Origin of the sequence: Streptomyces chrestomyceticus JCM 4735 (assembly GCF_003865135.1) — a bacterium.
Lineage (GTDB): Bacteria > Actinomycetota > Actinomycetes > Streptomycetales > Streptomycetaceae > Streptomyces > Streptomyces chrestomyceticus.
In genome coordinates, this window is sequence record NZ_BHZC01000001.1 from 7,875,001 (window position 1) to 7,891,087 (window position 16,087).

Here is a 16,087-nt window from a genome sequence, read left to right on the forward strand (position 1 = left end):
GCTTTCGCATGTCCTCACAACCTATCGCGAGCCACTGACAGCGCTTCAGTCGATTTCCCGGCCGTAGCTGTTCAATAACCAAATAACTGGCGGTGTGCAGGCCGGGCGGGCGGCTGGAGCCTTTCGGCGTGGTGTGGGCCGTCTATGCCACAGCGGGGAAGCGGGAAAGTGGGAAAGCGGGATTGCTTGGAGCTGCCCATGTCTGTCGCTCAGGTCCGCGGCATCAGCCGACCAGGGCCAGGACAGGGCGGAGGCCGTCGGGGCGTTCGGTTGGCGGGATGTGGTCGACGGGGAGGTAGGTGCAGCCGAGGGCTGTGGCTCCGCCGTCCGCTGTGCGGTCGTCGCCGACCATCAGGACGTCCGTGGGGGCCAGGCCCAGTTCCTCGCAGGCGATCTCGAACAGTCGCGGGTCGGGCTTCTGGATGCCGTGTTCGTACGACAGGACGTAGCTGTCGACGAAGCGGTCGAGGCCGTGTGTGCGGAGGACCGGCCGCAGGTCCCAGCCGATGTTGCTGACGACGCCGGTGCGGATGCCGCGCCGGCGCAGCGCGGACAGGACCTCGGCGGCGTCCGGGTACGGGGACCACGCGGAGGGCGTCATGTGGCGTTCGTACAGTGCGTCGTACAACGCTTCGTCGGGCAGCGGTACTTGTCGGGCCAGCCCGGTGTACAGCTCGCGGTGCCGGTCGGCGCTGCGGTCGCGTACCTCCCAGAGTGCGGCCAGCCCGGGCGGCATGTGCTCCGGTGACGAACCGCCGGGCAGCGCGCCGGCCCGGCCCAGCTCTGCCGCGAGGCGGACCACCTCCTCCTCCGCGAGGTCCGTCCCGGTCTCGTCCAGTACCGCCCGCAGCCAGCTCTCCGGCGATTCGATGCGCAGCAGCGTCCCGGAGAAGTCGAAGAGCACACCCTTGATCGTCATAGCGCCATCCTGTCGCGTCGGCGGCCCGCCGTCACCGCCGCGGCCCGTACCGGTGGGCGTACCCGGCCGCCGCGGCCGCCACCAGGGCCCCGCCCAGCAGCCAGCCGCCGAGCACGTCCGTGGCCCAGTGGACCCCCAGGTAGACGCGGGTGAGCCCGACACCCGCCACGGACACGCCGACCAGCACCGCGGCTGCCCACAGCCACCGCCGACGGGCCCCGGACAGCCGCAACAGCCACAGCGCCAGGCCGCCCGCCACCGCCGCCGTCATGGCGTGGCCGGAGGGGAAGGCCGCGTAGTGCGCGGAGTCGACGGGGTCCGGCCACTCCGGACGCTGGCGGCCGACGAGAGCCTTCAGAGCCTGCTGCAACGCCGTCCCCACGGCCGCCGTGAGCACCACCCAGCAGCCGAGCACATAGCGGCTGCGGCGCAGCAGTACGACGGCCGCGACAACCAGGAGGGCCCGCAGGGTCCACGGGTCCCACACCCAGTCCGAGAAAACCTTGCTGACGGAGGTCAGGCCGGGATCCGTGACGGCCGTGCGGTGCAGGGACGTGGCGATGCCCTGGTCCAAGGCGAGCAACGGGCTCCAGCGGGCGGCCACCAGGACGAGGAGGGCGATGAAGGGGAGGAGCAGGAGGAGGGAAAGGAGGGTGGCGTGATGGGGGGAGGAGGAGGGGGAGGGGGATGGCCTGGTGGGGGGCATGGGCGTGGGCATGGGGGAATCCTTGCGGAGGCGCGCCGGGTGGGGCCAGGGAGTCTCCGTACGGGAGTGTGTTCGTGCGGGACGTGCTCGTACGTCGGCGTGTGCCCGGCCGTGTGCGTCCGTATCGCCTTAGTGCGCCCCGGCGGCCGTATCCCCTCGGCCTTCAGTACGTCAGCGCGCTCAGCCCCGGTATGAACGTCACCAGCAGCGGGATCGCCGGGACCAGCGCCGCGACGGCCGTCATGCGCAGGCGGCGGCCGGGGGTGAAGCGCGGGGCCGGGGCGAGCAGGCGGTGTACGCGGTGGGGGAGTTGGGCGCACTGGGCGGGGCAGGGGCCGAAGACGCCGCGGTCCTCGTTGAGTTCGACCAGGGCCAGGGCGATCGTCAGCCGGCCGAAGCGGCGGGAGGCCACGTCGTCGGCGGCCAGTTCGACCAGTCGGTGCACCTGGTCGCGGAACGCGGCGAAGACCGGGACCTGCGGGAATCCGGCCGCGAGTGCCGAGGCGCAGTACAGCAGTACGTCGTGGCGGGCCCGTGCGTGGCCCTGCTCGTGGGCGATCAGCGCGTCGAGCTGACGGCCTTTCAGGCGGCGCAACGCGGAGGTGGTGACCACCAGTTGAGGGGTGGCGCCGTGCAGCCACCACGCTTCGGGGCGGTCGCCTTCGAGGACCACGAGCCGGTCACCGGAAGGCTCCTCGCCGGGCAGCAGCGGGGAGCGCCGCAGCAGGTCGGCGCGCCGCTTCCGGCGCCGGGCGCGGGCGTCGCGCACCTCGCGGGTGAGCATGACGGCCGTCCACGCGCCGCCGCCCGCCAGTACCGCGGCCAGTACGCCGGACCACGGGCCGTACTCCTTGAGGGCGTACGCCTCGACGACGACGCGCGGCGCATGGCCGAAGAGGTGACTGCGTACGGCTTCCCACGCGGCGGCGCCGAAGAGGGACATCGCGAGGGCGCAGCACAGCAGTACGGTGGCGACCACGCACTGCCACACCCACAGGGCGAGCACCGGTTCGCGGTCGGGCCATTCGGCGCGGGCCATCAGACGCGGCGCCGTCGCCGCGACCAGCGCGCCGAGCATCATCAGCGCGAGGGGGACCATCATGGCTGCAGCCTATGAGCGCGTGGCTACCGCGAGGTACGATCCGCGTCGGAAGTGACGTATACCACGGCTTCCGGAGCGCGTGTGCGGGCGGTCACCTCCGCTCAGAGTGTCAGCAGCATTGCGAACATGCCGATGCCCATCGCCACCCGGCACGCTCCCACGACCTCCGGCCAGGAGGCCCGCGCCGGGGCCTGCGCGGCGCGGTCCCCCGCGCCGGGAGTGGCTGCCGGTGCCAGTCGTACGCCCGCGGCGACGATGTACACGGCGTAGTAGGCCAGGAGCAGCACCGTGAACATCGGTAGGCCGCCAGGCCCCGTCGACTCCACGTGCGCCATGGACCCCGTGGGCGTCGCGTGGCCGCCTCCCGGCCCGCCGCCGGGGACGGACACCATCGCCAGGGACATGTAGACCATCGCCGCCGCACCCACCGCGTGGTGCGGATGCCTGCGGAGCAGCGCCCACAGGCCCGCGGCGCCGAAGACGGCCGCGAACGCCCAGGGCGTCCAGGGCGGCTGCGCCACGGTCGTGGCGGGTACGGCCATCGCCGCCATGCCCAGCCCCATCAGCGCCTCGCCGCGCGCTTCCCGCCGCTGCGCGGCCGTACCGCGCCGTACGCTCGACAGGCAGTACGCGCCCGCTCCGGCACACAGCAGCACCAGCAGCCAGCCGACCCATGGCGGTCCGTGCACGGCGTCCTCCCCGAGAGCCCGTACGGCGGTCGCACGCGGGGCGCGCGCGGCGCGGCGTCGTGCGGCCCGGTACAGCGGCATCGTGCCCCGCTGACGGGCCGCGGACGCCCGCCGGAAACCCGGCATCGGGAGCGCACGGGCGCACGGTGGGGAGCATGTGCGGCGGTTCGGCCGGGCAGGGGGGAGCCTCAGAGGTCAGATGCCGGGCCGGTACCTCAGGGGGTGGTCCGCCGGGACCTCGGTCAGCACGATGCGATGGCCGTCGGGGTCCGCGATCCACATCTCGATCAGGCCCCACGGCTCCTTCACCGGGGGACGCAGGATCTCCACCCCGCGGGCCGCCAGTTCCTCGTGTGCCGCGGCGGCGTCGGCGACCTGGAGCCAGAGTTGGAGCGTGGCCGTAGGGGGCTCGGGGGAGCGGCCGGAGACCTCAAGGAAGCCGCCGCCGAGGAAGAAGACCGTGCCGCGTTCCGGGCCGGTACCGAATTCGCGGTAGACCTCCAGGCCCAGCGCGCTGCCGTAGAACTCCCGCGACCGCTCGGGGTCGGACGGCCGCACCAGCACCCTGCTGCTCAGTACATGCACCATGCTGCGGACCCTACGCCTTCGGGCGGGCCGGGCGGTGGCGCGGTGGCTCTTGTTAGCCTCCGGTACGGCCGTACCGCGCGGTGCCCCGGCGCCGGCGCCCGTACGCCGCGCCGCACGCCACCCCGAGAGGACACCGCCGATGCCGACCGTCGAGCTGACCTACAGAACCGCCACCGAAGCCGACGTGCCGGCGGTCGTCGAGCTGATCGAGTCCGCCTACCGCGGCGACGCGAGCCGGGCCGGCTGGACCACCGAGGCGGACCTGCTGGAGGGCCAGCGCACCGACCCCGAGGGGGTCACGGCCGTCGTGCGCGACGCGGACAGCCGGCTGCTGCTCGCCGAGAACGCGGGGGAGATCGTCGCCTGCTGTCAGCTCGAACACCGGGGCGACCATGTGTACTTCGGGATGTTCGCGGTCCGGCCCACGCTCCAGGGCGGCGGCTTCGGCAAGGTCATCATGGCCGAGGCGGAGCGCACCGCCCGCGCCGAGTGGGACGCGGCCGAGATGCGGATGACCGTCATCCGGCAGCGGGACGAGCTGATCGCCTGGTACGAGCGGCGCGGTTTCCGGCGTACGGGCACGATGTTCCCGTTCCCGTACGGCGACGAGCGGTTCGGCATCCCGCAGCGCGCCGACCTGGAGTTCGAGCTGCTGGTCAAGAATCTCGGCTGAGGCGGCCGGGACGTCCGGCCGCGGGGACACCCGGACCGAGGCGCCGGGCGGGCCCCCGTACCGTCCGTCGTGCGGCGGCCCGCCCGTACTGCCCGCCGCGCCCGGCCTCAGGCCGTGAACCGCACCGCCCGCCGGATCTCGGGGAAGTCGGTCACCACGCCGTCCAGCCCCAGGCCGCGGCTGAGCCGGAGCTGGTCGTGGGTGTTGACGGTCCAGCCGAGCACCCGCAGCCCCGCGGTGTGGGCCCGTTCCACCAGCTCCAGGGTGAGCCGGCGGATGTCGAGGGAGAGCGCCGAGGCGCCCACGGCCCGGGCGCGGTCCACCACGTCGATGCCGTAGTCCTCGGCGACCAGCGCGGTCCGTACGCCGGGCAGCAGCCGGGAGACGGTGGCCAGCGCCTCGTCGTGGAAGGAGATCACCTCGACCCGGGCGGTCAGGTCGCGGGCGCGCAGGACGTCGGCGAGCGCCCGGGCGGCGGCCGCGTCCTTGATCTCCGCCTGCAGCGGGGTCCGTACCGCGTCCACGATCTCCTCGAACACCGGCACCCGCTCGCCGTCACCGGCGTCCAGTTCGCGCAGCTCGGCCAGGGTGCGGTCGGCGATCGGCCCCGTCCCGTCGGTCGTGCGGTCCACGTCCGCGTCGTGCATGACCACGAGCGCGCCGTCCTTGCTCAGGTGCAGGTCCAGCTCGATGACGTCGAGACCTTCGCGTTCGGCGCGGGCGAACGAGCGCAGGGTGTTCTCCGGCTCGACGCCCATCATCCCGCGGTGTCCGATGGTGAGAAAGGACAAGGCTGCCTCGTTTCTGTCGGGGGTGCCGGCAGACCGGTACCGGCCGCGGGCCACGGCTGCCGGACCTGTCCCGAGCGCGGGCCCACCGGCTGCACTTGCGAAACGGCGCACAGCCTAACGGGCGCCCGGAACGCCGGAACCGATGTCGGACAGCGCTCCGACGTGGCCGGAACGGGGACTTGTCAGGTCTGCGGCCGCGCCCGCCGGGGCCGGGAAATCCGGGGTGGCGTCGGGGCTCGCGGCGGCCGGCGCCGCGGCCGGGGGCGTGCGCCGGGGCGTCGCGCGCCTCCGTCTGGGGGCTTCCGCCCGGAATGCGGCTCACTCGTGCGTGGGCGAGTCCTCCGCGCGCTGACGCGACGGGCCACGGCGGCACGTCAGGGGGAGGAGGGGGGAAGGGGAACTGTTGGGTAATGGCGGGAACCGGTCAAGGCTGCGGTGTGGGCGTCCAGGAGTGGCGCAGGCGCCGCACGGGGGCCGCGCGCCGCCGAGTCCCAGTTGGCGGGCCCGGCCGCCGCGTGCGTCCGGTGCTCCGTACGGGACGGTGCCGTACGGGAGCGGCTCGACGGGCGGACGGGAATCGGCCGGAACCACCCGCTCGCCCAAGGCCGGTCCTCGTGGCCGGCCGTCGTGCCGGGTGTCCGGCGGGCGCCCGGTACCGGATGGGGCGACCATGGCGGGGTAGATGTCGGTACGTGTTGGAACGTGCTGGAGGATGCGCGGCAGGGGTGGGCCGGGCAGACAGAAAATCCCGCACCCTCTTCGCCATACAGGAAAAAGATTCGTGACCATGGGGGTTTAGCGAAAGATTTTTCCCGGTGGCTCTTGAGGTCGCGGAGGACCCCTGGATACCGTGTCCGCACAACAGGATCTCCTGCCGGAGGGTAGTCATGACGGAAATTCTTTCGCCTGTGGGTGCCCCGGGGGCATCGGGACCGCAGAGCGTGTGGTCGCGCATCCCGCGTGGCCGGTGCTCAAGGACGCCATCGAGACCATCCGCCCCTGGCAGTCCAAGGACGGCTCGATCGACCTCGACGCCGAGGGCGCGCCCGCCGCCGCCGACGTCCGGCGCGAGGTGGAGCGCGCCATATCGGCCATCGAGGAGCTGGCGCCGCTCCTCCCGCACGACGCCGCCTACCACCGGGCGCTCGTGGCGGACCTGCGCCGCTGGGCCGACGGCGGCTTCGCCGTGCCCGACTTCCTCGACTCGCTGCTCGCCTTCCAGCCCGCGCGGGAGCGCGTCGACGGCCTCCAGCACCTGGTCGTCTTCCCCATGTACACGCAGAACGGCAACCCGGACCGCAACTTCGAGGCGGTCGTGCTGCGCATGGTGTGGCCCGAGTGGCTGGCGGAGCTGGAGCGCACCCGTTATGACAACCCGCTGTTCTGCGGCATCACCTTCGAGGACTTCACCGCCGGGTACGACACCAACTCGGCCGTCCTCTTCCCGGAGACCATCGCCGTGCGCGAGGCGCCCGAGCGCTTCACCTGGGGCGGCATCTTCTGCGACCGGGAGGCCGCCCGCTTCCGCCGGGTCAGCGAGGCCGCCGTCGAGACGCTGGGCGTCGAACTGCCCGCCGACATTCGCGAGATGCTCGCCGACCAGGACCGCTGCCAGCAGGCGTTCGTGCTCTGGGACATGGTCCACGACCGCACCCACAGCCACGGCGACCTGCCGTTCGACCCCTTCATGATCAAGCAGCGGCAGCCGTTCTGGATGTACGGCCTGGAGGAGCTGCGCTGCGACCTGACCGCCTTCAGGGAGGCCGTCAAGCTGGAGGCCGAGGGCTTCCGCCAGGCCCGCGACGTCCAGTACGCGGTGATCTTCGACCGGATGTTCCGCTTCCCGGTCACCGGCGACCGGGTGCGCAACTACGACGGCCTCGGCGGTCAGCTCCTCTTCGCGTACCTGCACCAGCACGACGTCGTACGCTGGACGGACAACACCCTCCACATCGACTGGGAGCGCGCCCCGCAGGTCACCAACCAGTTGTGCGGCGAGATCGAGAAGCTCTACCGGGACGGCATCGACCGCCCCAAGCTGGTCCACTGGTTCGCCGCCTACGACCTCGTCTCCACCTACCTCCCCCCGCACCCCGGCTCCGTCTGGGCCAAGGGCCCCGACGCGCTCGACCTCGACAAGCCGCCGCGCAAGCTGGTCGACGACGTCCTGCCGGACGAGTTCCCGCTGAGCATGTTCTACGAGGCTCTCGCCAAGAAACTGCGCGGCGTGATTGCCTCCACCAAGGGCATCACGGCCGGAAGCGACGTACTGGCGGCGGTGTGAGCGCCGGCGGTACCGAAGGCACGCCGGAGCACGAGGAGACGAGGAAGATGAGTACTGCGACCAACGGCCAGGGACTTCTGGAAGGCGCGGTCATCGCGGTGGCCGGGGCGGCCGGCCCCGCGGGGCGGGCGACGCTGCTGCGGCTCGCCGAGGCGGGGGCGACCGTGGTCGCCGCCGACGCGGACGCCGCGCGGCTGGCGGAGGCCGTGGACGCCGCGCGGTACGCGCACGGCGGCGCCACCGTCACCGGCGACACCGTGGACCTGCTGGATCTGGACGCGACCCGCGGCTGGGCCGACCGTACGGAGAAGGAGTTCGGCCGGATCGACGGCCTGGTGCACCTGGTCGGCGGCTGGCGCGGCTCCGCCTCCTTCGCGGAGACCGACCTCGCGGACTGGGACCTGCTGGAGAAGCTGCTCATCCGTACGGTCCAGCACACCTCGCTCGCCTTCCAGGGCCCGCTGGAGCGGTCCGGGAACGGCCGGTACCTGCTGGTCAGCGCGGCGGGCGCGAGCAAGCCGACCGCCGGGAACGCCGCGTACGCCGCGTCCAAGGCGGCCGCCGAGGCGTGGACGCTGGCCCTCGGCGACGCCTTCCGCAAGGCCGGGGGCGAGGACGGTCCGAAGGCGGCGGCTGCCATCCTGGTGGTCAAGGCGCTCGTCAACGACCAGATGCGCGCCGAGCGCCCGAATGCCAAGTTCGCGGGCTTCACGGACGTCAAGGACCTGGCCCAGGCCGTCAGCGGCGTCTGGGAGCGGCCCGCCCAGGAAGTGAATGGACAGCGTCTGTGGCTGACCCCCGAAGCGTGACCGAACGGCAGACCGACGCCCGGCGGCGCCACGACCCGGCGGTACGCGGCTTCGCCAGCGACAACTACGCCGGCGCCCACCCCGAGGTGCTGGCGGCCCTCGCCCTCGCCAACGGCGGCCACCAGGTCGCCTACGGCGAGGACGAGTACACCGAAGCGCTCCAGCGGACCGTTCGCAGCCACTTCGGGCAGACCGCCGAGGCGTTCCCGGTCTTCAACGGCACCGGCGCCAACGTCGTCGCCCTCCAGGCGATGACCGACCGCTGGGGCGCGGTGATCTGCGCCGACACCGCGCACATCCACGTGGACGAGTGCGGCGCCCCCGAGCGGGTCGGCGGCCTGAAGCTGCTGACCGTACCGACCGAGGACGGCAAGCTCACCCCGGAGCTGATCGACCGCGAGGCGTACGGCTGGGACGACGAGCACCGCGCGATGCCGCAGGTCGTCTCGATCGCCCAGAACACCGAGCTGGGCACGGTCTACACCCCCGACGAGGTGCGGGCCATCTGCGAGCACGCCCACGAGCGCAACATGCTGGTGCACCTGGACGGGTCGCGGATCGCCAACGCGGCGGCGTCGCTGGACGTACCGATGCGGGCGTTCACGAACGCGGTCGGCGTGGACGTGCTCTCGCTGGGCGGCACGAAGAACGGGGCGCTGTTCGGCGAGGCCGTGGTCGTGATCAACCCGGACGCGGTGCGGGCGATGAAGCACGTACGCAAGATGTCCATGCAGCTCGCCTCCAAGATGCGTTTCATATCCGTGCAGTTGGAGGCGCTGCTCACGCGCGACCTCTGGCTGCGCAACGCCCGGCACGCCAACAGCATGGCCCAGCGGCTCGCCGCCGGCGTCCGCGAGGTGGACGGCGTGGAGATCCTCTATCCCGTCCAGGCCAACGCCGTCTTCGCGCGCCTGCCGCACGACGTCACCGAGCGGCTGCAGAAGCGCTACCGCTTCTACTTCTGGGACGAGGCCGCGGGCGACGTCCGCTGGATGTGCTCCTTCGACACGACGGAGGAGGACGTGGACGGCATGCTGGCCGCGCTGCGCGAGGAGATGGGCCGCTGACCCGGCCCGGGGCCGTCAACTGAATGATTATGCGCCCGACCGGAAAATCAATTGCTTCCGGTCGGGCGCATCGTTAGGGTGACGGCGCATGGAGCTGATCCAGTACGAGCCCGAGATGTCTGCCTACCTCGTCGCTGACGAGGTGGTCGACCACGAGCACGCCGTCGTACGCGGCATCGCCCGGCGGCTGCGCTCCGCGACGTCCGACGCATACTCATACGCCGAGGCGGCGTTCACGTATGTCCGCGACACGATCCCGCACAGCGCCGACTCCGGGGACCCGCGGGTCACCTGGCGCGCCTCCGACGTCCTGGAGCAGCGCACCGGCATCTGCTTCGCCAAGGCGCACGCCCTGGCGGCCCTGCTGCGCGCCGAAGGCATCCCGGCCGCGCTGTGCTACCAGAAGCTGGACACCGCGCACGGGCTGATCGCGCTCAAGCTGCCGGGGGAGCGGCGCTGGGCGCGGCAGGACCCTCGGGGAACAAGCCCGGGGTCGACGCGCAGTTCCGCCTCGACCGGGAGCAGCTCGCCTGGCCCGTCCGGCCGGAGCTGGGGGAGGCGGACTGTCCGTGGCTCTTCGCCGAGCCGCACCCCGCCGTGCTGCGCTGCCTCCAGGAGGCCGTCGACCGCCCTCATCTGTGGGAGCTGCTGCCGACCGCCCTGGAGATGCCCGAGGCGTGCCGGCAGGCATGACCGCGGCGCGTCAGCCGTGTCTCAGGCGGTCGCGCCCGGTACGGGAGCCGTGCCGCCGAGGTGGGCCGGGACCCACCAGGTGTCCTCCGGGCCCTTGGGACGGACCGGGTACGCGCGCTGTGCCGCTTCCAGGAGGTCCTGTACACGGGACCGCAGCCGGTCGGTGATCTTCTCCGTCTGCTCGTCCGGCGACGCCTCGACCGGCTCGCCGACCCGGATGGTGATCGGGAAGTGGTTACGGCCCAGGTCCCGCTTGTGCCCCTTGGTCCACAGCCGCTGGGTGCCCCACAGCGCCATCGGCAGGAGCGGCACCCCCGCCTCCTGCGCCAGCCGGGCCGCGCCCGACTTGAAGGTCTTCAGGGTGAAGGACTCCGAGATCGTCGCTTCCGGGAAGACCCCGATGATCTCGCCGCCGCTCAGCGCGCTCAGCGCGTGCTTGTAGGCGTGCACACCCTGCGTGCGGTCCACCGGGATGTGCTTCATCGCGCGCATCAGCGGACCCGACACCTTGTGCCGGAAGACCGACTCCTTGGCCATGAAGCGCACCAGGCGCTTGGCGGGGCGGGCGGCCAGTCCGCAGAAGATGAAATCCAGGTATCCGATGTGGTTGCTCACCAGGACCGCGCCGCCGCGCCGGGGGATGTTGTCGGCCCCCGCGATGTCGAACTTCAGGTCGAGCGCCTTGAACGCCGCGCGAGCGGCGCCGATGACGGGCGGGTAGACGAGCTCTGCCATGTCGGGGACCCCTTTTCTGTGCCTGGGGAGGGTTCTCCCGGCGAAGAAGTTACGCAGCCGTAAGTATGCGGCTTTCGGGAGATCGTGCCCGATCGGCGGCCCAGGGGCTACCGTACGGGACCCCGCTGCCGGGAGATTCTCGTCACGTGGCGGTCACACCGTCCAGTTGCCCGGTGCGGGTGGAGGTACACCTCGCGCCCGGCGGGAATGAACGCGGCCCCGCGGACGCTGCACCCGTCGACGACAGGACCGATGGTGTGCGGCGCCGCCCCGCGGCAGCGGGCTTCCCCGGCGCGCCGCGCACCGGCGCGAGAGAGGGTGACGCGTGCGAGGGCAGGACGTGGGGACGCGGCTGGGCGCCGCCGAGGTCGGCGCCGGACTGGGGGAGCGGGCCACGCTCGTGCAGTTCTCCAGCGCCTTCTGCCAGCCCTGCCGGGCCACTCGGCGCACCCTGGCCGAGGTGGCCGGCATGGTGGACGGCGTGGCGCACGTCGAGATCGACGCGGAGGCGCACCTGGACCTGGTGCGGACGCTGCGGATCGAGCGCACGCCCACGGTGCTGGTGCTCGACGGGGACGGCGCGGTGGTGCGCCGGGCCGCCGGACAGCCCCGCAAGGCCGATGTCATCGCCGCCCTGGGGGCCGCGGTCCGTGATTGATCTCCCAGATGCCCGGCGTCACTTGACTGCCCGGCACACGCATCGTCAGGGTGACGTCATGCGGTCAGGCACCCTCCTTCGCGCACGCGCGTACGCGGACCTCCGGCGCACCGTTCGGGCGCGCTGTCCCGGCGCGTGAGCAGCGACGACTTCGGCCGCGCCGGCGACGGCGCCGCTCCGGCCCGTACACCACGGCAGAAGGACACCTCCATGACGGCACCAGCCGCCCTCGGTACGCCCCGTTCCGCCACTCCCGACCTGCTGCGCTCCGTCTTCCGGCAGCACGCGGCGGGCGTCGCCGTGATCACCGCGCCGGGCGCCCGCCCGGTCGGCTTCACCGCCACCTCCCTGACCTCGGTGGCCGCCGACCCGCCGCTGCTGTCCTTCGGCATCAGCACCGGCTCCTCCAGTTGGGCCACGGTCTCCGAGGCCGGGTACGTCGGCGTGCACATACTGGGCGAGCACCAGCGGGAGCTGGCCGCCACCTTCGCGCGGAGCGGCGCCGACCGCTTCGCCGCGCCGACCTCCTGGCGCCCCGGCCCGTACGGCGTGCCGCTGCTGGACGGCGTGCTGGCCTGGCTGGTCTGCGAGGTGGTGGCCCGGGTGCCCGCCGGTGATCACCGCATCGTGCTCGGCCAGGTCGTCGAGGGCGACCCGGAGGGGTACGCCGGCACGGCCGGCCGCAGCCGCCCGCTGCTCTACCACGAGGGCCGCTTCAACGCCCTGCGCGACTGACCCGCCGCGGGGGTGCGCCGGGCGGCCGTCTCAACGCTCCGCGCACCCCGCCGGTTCCGGCTGCGCGCCTCTTCCACCCCATCGGTGTCCGTTGGCAACGTCACAGTTCAACGGCCTTGCTTCCGGGGAATGGGGTGGATGTACTGGCGAGTAATATTTCGGTGGGCGCGGGAGACCCGTCCGACCGGAAGCCGCCCCAACAGGCGCCTATGCTGCCAGCACAAGGCAGTTCGGAAGAGTCGAAGCAGGTAGGAGAGCCGGCGTGAGCCTGAGGATCGTTGTCTGTGTGAAGTACGTGCCCGACGCCACCGGCGACCGGCACTTCGCCGAGGACCTGACCGTCGACCGCGACGACGTGGACGGCCTGCTCTCGGAGCTCGACGAGTACGCGGTCGAGCAGGCCCTGCAGATCAAGGAAGCCGCCGACGGCGACGCGGAGATCACGGTCCTGACCGTCGGCCCCGAGGACGCCAACGACGCGCTGCGCAAGGCCCTGTCGATGGGCGCCGACAAGGGTGTGCACGTCGAGGACGACGACCTGCACGGCACCGACGCGCTCGGCACCTCCCTCGTACTTGCCAAGGCCGTCGAGAAGACCGGCTACGACCTGGTCGTCTGCGGCATGGCCTCCACCGACGGCACCATGGGCGTGCTGCCCGCGCTGCTCGCCGAGCGCCTGGGCGTGCCGCAGGTGACCCAGCTCTCCGAGGTCTCCGTGGACGGCGGCGTCGTCAAGGGCCGCCGGGACGGTGACACCGCCACCGAGCACCTGGAGGCGTCGCTGCCGGCCGTCGTGTCGGTCACCGACCAGTCCGGCGAGGCCCGTTACCCCTCCTTCAAGGGCATCATGGCCGCCAAGAAGAAGCCGGTGGAGTCGCTGGACCTGGACGACCTGGACATCGAGGCGGACGAGGTCGGCCTGGAGGGCGCCTGGACCAAGGTCGAGGAAGCGGCCGAGCGTCCCGCCCGTACCGCGGGCACGATCGTCAAGGACGAGGGCGAGGGCGGCAAGCAGCTCGCCGAGTTCCTCGCGGGCCAGAAGTTCATCTGAGCCCCCGGAAACCCGTCCGCACCACCGCCCTCACTTTTCCCGCAGGAGTGCAATCCCATGGCTGAAGTCCTTGTCTACGTCGACCACGTGGACGGCGCCGTCCGCAAGCCCACCCTCGAACTGCTCACCCTCGCCCGCCGCATCGGCGAGCCGGTCGCCGTGCACCTCGGCCCCGGCGCCGACACCGCCGCCGCGACGCTCGCCGAGCACGGCGCGGTCAAGGTCCTGACCGCCGACGCCCCCGAGTTCGCCGACTACCTGGTCGCGCCGAAGGTCGACGCCCTGCAGGCCGCGTACGAGGCCGTCTCCCCGGCCGCCGTGCTGCTGCCGTCCTCCACCGAGGGCAAGGAGATCGGCGCCCGCCTCGCGGTCCGCATCGGCTCCGGCATCATCACCGACGCCGTCGACCTGGAGGCCGGCGACGAGGGCCCGGTAGCCACCCAGTCCGTCTTCGCGGCCTCGTACACCACCAAGTCCCGCATCACCAAGGGCACCCCGGTCATCACCGTCAAGCCCAACTCCGCCGCCCCGGAGGCCGCGCCGGCCGCCGGTACGGTCGAGCAGCTCACGGTGACCGTCGCCGACGCCTCCAAGGGCACCAAGGTCGTCTCGCGCACCCCGCGCGAGTCCACCGGCCGCCCGGACCTGACCGAGGCCGCGATCGTGGTCTCCGGTGGCCGCGGCGTCAACGGCGCCGAGAACTTCCCGGTCATCGAGGCCCTCGCCGACTCGCTCGGCGCGGCCGTCGGCGCCTCGCGCGCCGCGGTGGACGCGGGCTGGTACCCGCACACCAACCAGGTCGGCCAGACCGGCAAGTCGGTCTCGCCGCAGCTTTACATCGCGGCGGGCATCTCCGGCGCGATCCAGCACCGCGCCGGCATGCAGACCTCGAAGACCATCGTCGCCATCAACAAGGACGCCGAGGCGCCGATCTTCGACCTGGTCGACTACGGCGTGGTCGGCGACCTGTTCGAGGTCGTCCCGGCCCTCACCGACGAGGTCAAGGCCCGCAAGGGCTGACCCCGCGGGGCACGGCGGGTCCGTGCCGTGCCACCCGTGACGAGCCCAGGGCCCGTACGCGCCTCCGCGTACGGGCCCTGGGCCTTTCGCGGTGCCGGGGCCTACGTCCCGCACGCGGGGACGTTAGGCCCGGGTTCCGGGCCGCCGGGCGGGCACACCGAGGGTGCCGGATCCCGACCGCGGCACCGAAGGGAAGACCCGCACGATGCCCCTGCCCCACGCCCCGACCGACGCCCCTGGCGGCGCTCCGACCGGCGCCCCGGCCGACCCCTGCGTCCGCGCCCTGCGGATGCGGCTGCCGACGGGCCCGCAGGCTCCCCGCCTGGCCCGGGAGTCGGTCAGCGCCGTCCTGGACCCCGATCGCTACGCGCTCGGCGACGGCCAGGTCTGCCTGTCCGAGGTGGTCGCCAACGCCGTACGTCACTCCACCGCGCCCGAGATCCCGCTGATGCTGATCGGCGAGCCGGACGGCAGCCTCTTCGCGGCGGTCCGGGACACCGCCCGTACGGTGCCGATGGCCACCGGCACCCAGGACGAGCCGCTGGCCGAGGACGGCCGGGGCCTGGAACTCCTGGGCGCCCTCGCGGACGGCTGGGGCTTCGACCGGACGCGCTCCGGGAAGTGGGTGTGGTTCCGCGTGCGCCACCCGCGCTCGGCCATGTCCGGCGGGCCGGTGAGCGCGTGATGAGCGACCTCGCACCCATACGGGACAGACCCGCGACCGGACCGGCCGGGCTGCCCCGGCTGGACGACGCCGGAGCCGTCACCCCGCAGGACGCCCGCGAGGTCTCCCAGCTCTTCTTCGAGCGGCTGGCGGACCTCCCCGAGGATGCCCCCGCCCACCGGTACGCACGTGACTGCCTGGTCGAGATGAACCTGTCCCTGGTGCACTACGCGGTCCGCAGGTTCCGCAGCCGTGCCGAGGAGACCGAGGACATGGTCCAGGTGGGGACCATCGGGCTGACCAAGGCGATCGACCGGTTCGACCTCTCGCGCGGGACGCCGTTCAGCGCCTTCGCCGTGCCGTACATCGTCGGGGAGATCAAACGGTACTTCCGGGACACCAGTTGGGCGGTGCACGTACCGCGCCGGCTCCAGGAACTCCGGATCGACCTGGCCAGGGCGCGGGAGAAACTCGCGCACGACCTGAACCGGGCGCCCACCACCGCGGAACTGGCCCGGCACCTGGACATCGATCAGGACGACGTCATCGAGGGACTCTACGCCGGGAACGGGTATTCCGCCGATTCCCTGGACGCCCCGCCGGAGGACGGTGACGCGCATTCCGCGGGCGGGACGCTCGCCGCATTCCTGGGTGCCGAGGACCCCGCCCTGGAGAAGGCGGAGAACGTGCAGGCGCTCAAACCGCTGCTGGACGGGCTCGAAGAGCGGGAGCGGCGGATTCTGTATCTGCGGTTCGGCGCCGAACTCACCCAGACGGAGATCGGCAAGGCGCTCGGGATCTCCCAGATGCAGGTGTCGCGGCTGCTGACCCGGATTCTCGCGGGTCTGCGCGAGAAGATGCTGGAAGAAAACTGAGCGACAGTGGCCGGTGGTCGTTCGGCGG

General features: G+C 72.4%; 17 protein-coding genes and 1 pseudogene. 11 read left to right on the forward strand and 7 right to left on the reverse strand.

Annotated features, from left to right (window positions below; all coding sequences use genetic code 11):
* Positions 1-223 precede the first annotated feature (223 nt).
* From EJG53_RS34620 to EJG53_RS34640, 5 genes are all read right to left on the reverse strand, one after another.
* Entirely contained in the window at positions 224-919 is a 696-nt protein-coding gene (locus tag EJG53_RS34620) for an HAD family hydrolase (RefSeq protein WP_125048206.1), read from the reverse strand.
* A gap of 31 nt (positions 920-950) precedes the next feature.
* Positions 951-1,637, reverse strand: a complete 687-nt coding sequence (locus EJG53_RS34625) for a phosphatase PAP2 family protein (protein WP_244955464.1) — start codon at positions 1,635-1,637, stop codon at positions 951-953.
* 151 nt (positions 1,638-1,788) lie between these two features.
* Positions 1,789-2,727 (reverse strand): M56 family metallopeptidase, encoded by a 939-nt coding sequence (locus EJG53_RS34630; protein ID WP_030999274.1) that lies wholly within the window; start codon positions 2,725-2,727, stop codon positions 1,789-1,791.
* A 101-nt stretch (positions 2,728-2,828) separates the two neighbouring features.
* Entirely contained in the window at positions 2,829-3,416 is a 588-nt protein-coding gene (locus tag EJG53_RS34635) for a DUF5134 domain-containing protein (protein ID WP_125048207.1), read from the reverse strand.
* Between the two features lie 195 nt (positions 3,417-3,611).
* Positions 3,612-4,004, reverse strand: a complete 393-nt coding sequence (locus EJG53_RS34640) for a VOC family protein (RefSeq protein WP_030999272.1) — start codon at positions 4,002-4,004, stop codon at positions 3,612-3,614.
* Between the two features lie 139 nt (positions 4,005-4,143).
* Here EJG53_RS34640 and EJG53_RS34645 point away from each other — a divergent pair, with 139 nt between their 5' ends.
* Positions 4,144-4,677 (forward strand): GNAT family N-acetyltransferase, encoded by a 534-nt coding sequence (locus EJG53_RS34645; protein ID WP_125048208.1) that lies wholly within the window; start codon positions 4,144-4,146, stop codon positions 4,675-4,677.
* Between the two features lie 107 nt (positions 4,678-4,784).
* Here the strand turns inward: EJG53_RS34645 and EJG53_RS34650 are convergent, their stop codons facing one another.
* Positions 4,785-5,468 carry a glycerophosphodiester phosphodiesterase gene (locus EJG53_RS34650; protein ID WP_125048209.1) on the reverse strand — a complete coding sequence of 228 codons (684 nt, stop codon included), beginning with the start codon at positions 5,466-5,468 and terminating at the stop codon, positions 4,785-4,787.
* 943 nt (positions 5,469-6,411) lie between these two features.
* On the opposite strand from EJG53_RS34650, the gene EJG53_RS34660 reads away from it, so the two are divergent.
* The 4 genes and pseudogenes from EJG53_RS34660 to EJG53_RS34675 all read left to right on the forward strand — a co-directional run bounded on the left by EJG53_RS34660 (position 6,412) and on the right by EJG53_RS34675 (position 10,321).
* Positions 6,412-7,752 (forward strand): DUF6421 family protein, encoded by a 1,341-nt coding sequence (locus EJG53_RS34660; protein ID WP_125048211.1) that lies wholly within the window; start codon positions 6,412-6,414, stop codon positions 7,750-7,752.
* Positions 7,753-7,799: 47 nt separating this feature from the next.
* A complete protein-coding gene (locus EJG53_RS34665; protein WP_030999268.1) occupies positions 7,800-8,561 on the forward strand; it encodes an SDR family NAD(P)-dependent oxidoreductase in 762 nt (253 codons plus the stop codon).
* Positions 8,558-9,628, forward strand: coding sequence for a threonine aldolase family protein (locus EJG53_RS34670; protein ID WP_244955465.1), 1,071 nt, complete (start codon positions 8,558-8,560; stop codon positions 9,626-9,628). Before EJG53_RS34665 ends, EJG53_RS34670 begins: the two co-directional genes overlap by 4 nt.
* An 88-nt stretch (positions 9,629-9,716) precedes the next feature.
* Positions 9,717-10,321: pseudogene (locus EJG53_RS34675) on the forward strand (transglutaminase domain-containing protein).
* A gap of 21 nt (positions 10,322-10,342) precedes the next feature.
* Here the strand turns inward: EJG53_RS34675 and EJG53_RS34680 are convergent.
* Positions 10,343-11,056 (reverse strand): lysophospholipid acyltransferase family protein, encoded by a 714-nt coding sequence (locus tag EJG53_RS34680; RefSeq protein WP_125048213.1) that lies wholly within the window; start codon positions 11,054-11,056, stop codon positions 10,343-10,345.
* Positions 11,057-11,381: 325 nt separating this feature from the next.
* On the opposite strand from EJG53_RS34680, the gene EJG53_RS34685 reads away from it, so the two are divergent.
* The 6 genes from EJG53_RS34685 (at position 11,382) to EJG53_RS34710 (ending at position 16,059) form a co-directional block, all read left to right on the forward strand.
* The gene (locus tag EJG53_RS34685) at positions 11,382-11,714 is read left to right on the forward strand and encodes a thioredoxin family protein (protein WP_030999263.1); all 333 of its coding nucleotides are present in this window, start codon (positions 11,382-11,384) and stop codon (positions 11,712-11,714) included.
* A 210-nt stretch (positions 11,715-11,924) separates the two neighbouring features.
* Positions 11,925-12,449, forward strand: coding sequence for a flavin reductase family protein (locus EJG53_RS34690; protein WP_125048214.1), 525 nt, complete (start codon positions 11,925-11,927; stop codon positions 12,447-12,449).
* A 262-nt stretch (positions 12,450-12,711) separates the two neighbouring features.
* On the forward strand, positions 12,712-13,500 hold the full coding sequence (locus tag EJG53_RS34695) for an electron transfer flavoprotein subunit beta/FixA family protein (protein ID WP_125048215.1): 789 nt from the start codon (positions 12,712-12,714) through the stop codon (positions 13,498-13,500).
* 57 nt (positions 13,501-13,557) lie between these two features.
* Positions 13,558-14,520: an electron transfer flavoprotein subunit alpha/FixB family protein gene (locus tag EJG53_RS34700; RefSeq protein ID WP_125048216.1), complete on the forward strand. Its 963-nt coding sequence runs from the start codon at positions 13,558-13,560 to the stop codon at positions 14,518-14,520.
* 205 nt (positions 14,521-14,725) lie between these two features.
* Entirely contained in the window at positions 14,726-15,205 is a 480-nt protein-coding gene (locus EJG53_RS34705) for an ATP-binding protein (protein ID WP_125048217.1), read from the forward strand.
* A complete protein-coding gene (locus tag EJG53_RS34710; protein WP_125048218.1) occupies positions 15,205-16,059 on the forward strand; it encodes an RNA polymerase sigma factor SigF in 855 nt (284 codons plus the stop codon). Before EJG53_RS34705 ends, EJG53_RS34710 begins: the two co-directional genes overlap by 1 nt.
* Positions 16,060-16,087: the final 28 nt, after the last annotated feature.